The sequence below is a fragment of the Actinomadura sp. 3N407 genome, assembly GCF_052245875.1.
In the GTDB taxonomy this organism is placed as follows: Bacteria; Actinomycetota; Actinomycetes; order Streptosporangiales; family Streptosporangiaceae; genus Spirillospora.
Genome location: NZ_JBQQBP010000055.1, coordinates 1 through 5,328 on the forward strand (window position 1 = coordinate 1; position 5,328 = coordinate 5,328).

Sequence of the window (5,328 nt, forward strand, 5' to 3'; positions counted from 1 at the left end):
GGTGGGGGTGGGTGGTGAGGTGGTGGTGCAGGCGTTGGGCGTGCTGGCGTAGGGCTGGTGCGGTTTTGGCCGACAGCAGCCAGGCGACCGGGCCGGTGTCGTCGTCTTGCGCCGCGGCCTGCTGGGCCTGTTCGGTGGCTGGGGGTTGTTCGAGGATGATGTGGGCGTTGGTGCCGCTGATGCCGAAGGAGGAGATTGCGGCGCGGCGTGGGCGGTCCAGTTGGGGCCAGGGGCGGTTTTGGGTGAGGAGTTCGACGTTTCCGGTGGTCCAGTCGACGTGTGGGGTTGGTTGGTCGATGTGGAGGGTGCGGGGGAGGGTGCCGTGGTGGATGGCCTGGACCATTTTGATGATTCCGGCGACGCCGGCGGCGGCTTGGGTGTGGCCGATGTTGGATTTGATCGAGCCGAGCCATAGGGGGCGGTCGGCGGGGCGGTTGTGGCCGTAGGTGGCGATGAGGGCTTGGGCTTCGATGGGGTCGCCGAGCCGGGTGCCGGTGCCGTGTGCCTCGACCGCGTCGATGTCGGTGGGGGTGAGGCCGGCGTTGGTGAGGGCCTGCCGGATCACCCGCTGCTGGGACGGGCCGTTCGGCGCCGACAGCTGGCTGCTCCGGCCGTCCTGGTTGACGGCCGAGCCGCGCACCACGGCGAGGACCTGATGGCCGTTGCGTTCGGCGTCCGAGAGCCGCTCGACCAGCAGCAGACCGACGCCCTCACCCCAGCCGGTGCCGTCGGCCGCGGCCGCGAACGACTTCGATCGCCCGTCGGGAGCCAGGCCGCGCTGACGGCTGAAGTCGATGAACGAGGCGGGGGTGGCCATGACCGACACGCCGCCGGCCAGCGCCAGGTCGCATTCGCCGTTGTGCAGCGCCTGGATCGCCAGGTGCAGAGCGACCAGCGACGACGAGCACGCCGTGTCCACCGAGATGGCCGGGCCCTCCAGGCCGAACGTGTAGGCCAGCCGACCGGACACGATGCTCGCCGCGTTGCCGGTGATCAGGTAGCCGTCGAGGTCCTCGTTCCCGTAGACCAAGGTCAGGTAGTCCTGACCGTTGGTGCCGGTGAAGACCCCGGTGCGGCTGCCGTGCAGCGTCTCGGGGTCGATGCCCGCGTTCTCGAACGTCTCCCAGCTGGTCTCCAGCAGCAGCCGCTGCTGCGGGTCCATCGCCAAGGCCTCCCGCGGGCTGATCCCGAAGAACTCCGCGTCGAAGCCTGCAAGGTCGGGCAGGAAGCCGCCGAAGCGCGCGTAGGTCGTGCCGCGCCGCTCGGGGTCCGGGTCGTACAGCGCGTCCAGGTCCCAGCCACGGTCGGTGGGGAACTCGCCGATCGCGTCGGTGCCCTCGGCCACCAGCCGCCACAGCGCGTCCGGCGAGACCGCACCGCCGGGGTAGCGGCAGGCCATGCCGACGATGGCGATCGGCTCGTCGTCCACCCGGGTCGCCGGCGTGACCGCCGGCGCCTGCCGGATGCGCAGCACCTGGCCGCGGAGGTGGTCGGCCAGCGCGGTCGCGGTCGGGTAGTCGAACAGCAGGGTGGCGGGCAGCGTCAGGTCGAGCGCCGCCGACAGCCGGTTGCGCAGCTCGACCGCGGTGAGCGAGTCGAGCCCCAGCTCCTGCAGCGGTCGCGCACCACCGATCGATTCGGGGCTCTGATGTCCCAGGACGGCGGCGATGTGCGTGCGCACCAGCTCGCCCATCACCCGGCTCTGCTCGGCTTCGGGGAGCTTCCGCAGGCGTGGCGCCAGTTCGTCGCCGCCACCGGTGGCACGGGCCGCGGGAGCGCGGAGGAGGCCACGGAAGATCGGCGGAAGCGTCCCGGTCCGCGCCTGCCGGCGCAGCTCGGCGTGGTCGAGCTGGATCGGCACGAGCCGGGCCCGGCCGGATGCGAGGGCCCGGTCGAAGGCGGCGAGGCCGTGTTCGACCGTTGACGCCCGCAGTCCCGCGCGTGCGGCACGCGCGGACTCGGCGGCGTTCGTTCCGTCCGGTCGGCTCCACGGACCCCAGGCCAGGGAGACGGCGGGACGCCCTTCGCGGTCGCGGCGGTGGGCGAGCGCGTCGAGGTACGCGGCGGCGGCCGCGGTGTGCGCCTGCCCGGGGGCGCCGAGGGTGCCCGCGGCGGAAGAGAAGACCACGAACGCGGCGAGGTCGAGGTCGGCGGTCAGCTCGTGCAGATGCCAGGCGAGCCCCGCGCGCGGATGGAACACGGCGTTGACCCGGTCGGGCGTGAGGGCGGTGAGCACGCCGTCGTCCGACCGCTCCACGGCGTGCACGACGGCCGTCAGCGGATGCTCCGGCGGCACGTGCGCCAGCAGGTCGGCGACGCTCGCCCGGTCGGTCAGCTCGCCGGGGGCGAGGGCCACCTCGGCGCCGAGCGCCTCAAGCCCGGCGGCCTCAGGCGGTTCCGTGCCCGGCGTCCGGCCGAGCAGCAGACGCCGCACCCCGTGTTCGCGCACCAGGTGCCGGACGAGCGGTGCCGTCAGTGCGCCGGAGCCGCAGACGACCAGCACGGTGCCGTCCGGATCGAGCGTCCGGGCCGTCCCGTCGGGCTTGGCCGTCGACCGGACCAGCCGTGCCGCGTACGGGACCCCGTCACGGATGGCGAGCTGGTCCTCGCCGGTGGTGAGCGCGGCCCGTACCGACGTCGCGGTGGCCTCGGCGTCGAGGTCCACGATGACGAACCGGCCGGGGTGCTCGGCCTGCGCCGAACGGAGCAGCCCCCAGACGGCGGCCTGACCGACGTCGTCGATCCGCTCGTCGTCGACCGAGACCGCACCTCGGGTGAGCACCACCAGACGCGCGCCGGCGAACCGCTCGTCGGACAGCCACGAGCAGGCAAGCCCCAGCATCCGGGCGAGCTGCGTCTCTACGTCGCCTGAGCCGTCCGGGCACGGCACGAGCACGGTTTCGGGAGCCGGTGCGCCCTCCTCGATCAGGTCGCGCAGCGCGGCGAGGTCGGGGACGTGTTCGCCGGGGAAGCCGGCGGCGTCATCGCCGAGGATCGTCCAGTCCTGCCCGTCGCCGGGCGACCGCACCGCGACGGCCGCCCAGCCCGGCTCGTAGCCGATGTCGTGGCCGCCGCGCGCGAACTCGCGGGAACCGATCCGCCGGAACGCGACCGAGTCGATCGTGGCGACGGCCGTGCCGGCGACGTCGGTGACCAGAACCGAGGCGGTGTCCGGGCCGGTGGGGGACACCTGGACCCTGAGGTCGCGCGGGTCGGCGGCGGACGCGGCGACGCCCGTCCAGCTGACCGGGACCCGTGGCTCGCCGCCGTCGGCGGCGGCCGCCGCCAGGGCGGTCTGGAGAAGCCTCGGGTCGAGGACGAACCCGCTCCGTTCCATGTCCTCGGTCACATGGACTTCGGCGTGGAGAACGTCCTGCGCACGCCACGCCGCGCGCAGGCCGGGGAGGGGGTCTTCACCGGAGTGGCCGAGCGCCACGAGCTGGTCCGCCAACTCCTCCAGGTCGAGAGGGACGGCACCTGTGGGAGGCCATTCGGCCGAGACGTCGGCGGTCGGCGCGGCACGGTCCGCGATCGTGCCGGTGGCATGCCGCGTCCACGGGACGTCCGTGTCGCTGGAGGACCGGGAGTGGATGGTGATCGTGCGCCGGCCCCGATCCTCCCGCGTCACGGTGACGTGCAGGCGCGCGGCGCCGGTGTCCGGCAGGATCAGCGGCGTCTCGACCGTCAGGTCCTCGACTCCGGCGAGGCCGACGTGGTGGGCGGCGTGCAGGGCGATGTCCAGCAGGGCGGTCGCCGGGACGACGGCGGTCTCCTGAAGGACGTACGAGGCCGGCCACGGGTGGTCGGCGGCCGACAGCCGTCCCGCGAAGATGACGCCTTGGTCATCGGGCAGTTCGGTGACGTCCGTGATCACCGGGTGCCCGGTGGGCGCGGCGCCGTTCGCGCGGCGGGTGGGGTGGAGCCAGAGATGCCTGCGCTGGAACGGATGGGTCGGTGCGTCGATCCATTTGCGCGGGCCGAAGAAGGACGCCCAGTCCACCGGCACGCCGCGCGTGTGGACCCGGCCGAGTCCGGCCACGAGCCTGCCGACCTCGGGGTGATCGCGGTGCAGCAGCGGGACGAAGGCGGCCTCGGGCGCGCATTCGGGTCCCGCCGCCGAGAGCGCGGCGTCCGGGCCGAGCTCGACGAACGTCGTGACGCCCCGGTCCTGAAGGGTGCGCACGCCGTCGGCGAACCGCACGGTCGCCAGGACGTGGCGGACCCAGTATTCCGGTGTGGCCCACTCGTCGGTGACCTCGCCGGACACCGTGGACACGACGGGGATCGCCGGGGTTCGGTAGGCGACGCTCTCCGCCACTGCCCGGAAGTCCTCGACCATCGGCTCCATCAGCGGCGAGTGGAACGCGTGCGACACCCGCAGCATGCTCGTCCGGCGGCCCCGCGCCGTGAACTCCGCGGCGATCGCGGCGACGGCGTCCCGGTCTCCGGAGACCACGACCGATCGCGGCCCGTTGACCGCGGCCAGCCCCGTATCGGCGGTGAGCAGCGGACGCACCTCGTCCTCGGCGGCCTGCACCGCCGCCATGGCCCCGCCGTCCGGCAGGGCCTGCATCAGGCGGCCGCGCGCGGTGACCAGCCGGGCGGCGTCGGCCAGGGACAGCACGCCGGTGACATGGGCGGCCGCCAACTCGCCGACGGAGTGCCCGGCGAGCAGGTCGGGTCGCAGTCCCCAGGACTCGACCAGCCGGAACAGCGCCACCTCGACCGCGAATAGCCCGGCCTGGGCGAACTCCGTCCGGTTCACCGCGTCGGCGTCGTCCCCCCACAGCACGTCGCGGAGCGGGACGTCGAAGTGGCGGTCCAGCTCGTCCTGCGCGGCGTCGAAGGCCTCGGCGAACGCGGGGAAGGCGGCGTGCAGGTCACGGCCCATGCCCGGCCGCTGCGCACCCTGACCGGTGAACAGGAACGCGACCTTGCCCTCGGTCACCTCTTCGGGGGCAACGGAACCGTCCGCCACCGCGTCCAGAGCGCCGGCGAGTTCCGCGCGGTCCGCGCCGGTCGCGACCGCCCGATGCTCCAGTCCGGCCCGCCCGGTGGCGAGAGCGCGTCCAGCGGCGGCGAGGTCGCCGTCGGGGAGCGTGTCCAGGAACGCGCGCAGATCGGCCGCCCCCGCACGGACGGCCTGCGGGCTCCGGCCAGAGATGATCCACGGCACCGTCGGAGGCCGCGGTGGTTCCGGCGCCTCCTCGGTCGCCGGGGGTTCTTCGATGATGATGTGGGCGTTGGTGCCGCTGATGCCGAAGGAGGAGATTGCGGCGCGGCGTGGGTGGTCAAGTTGGGGCCAGGGGCGGTTTTGGGTGAGGAGTT

Annotated in this window: 1 protein-coding gene; it reads right to left on the reverse strand. The window is 73.7% G+C overall.

Features of this window, described 5'->3' with window-relative positions; translation table 11 throughout:
• Nucleotides 1-5,328: beta-ketoacyl synthase N-terminal-like domain-containing protein (locus ACTWPP_RS44815; protein WP_443110585.1), on the reverse strand; the 5,328-nt coding region annotated here is incomplete at both ends.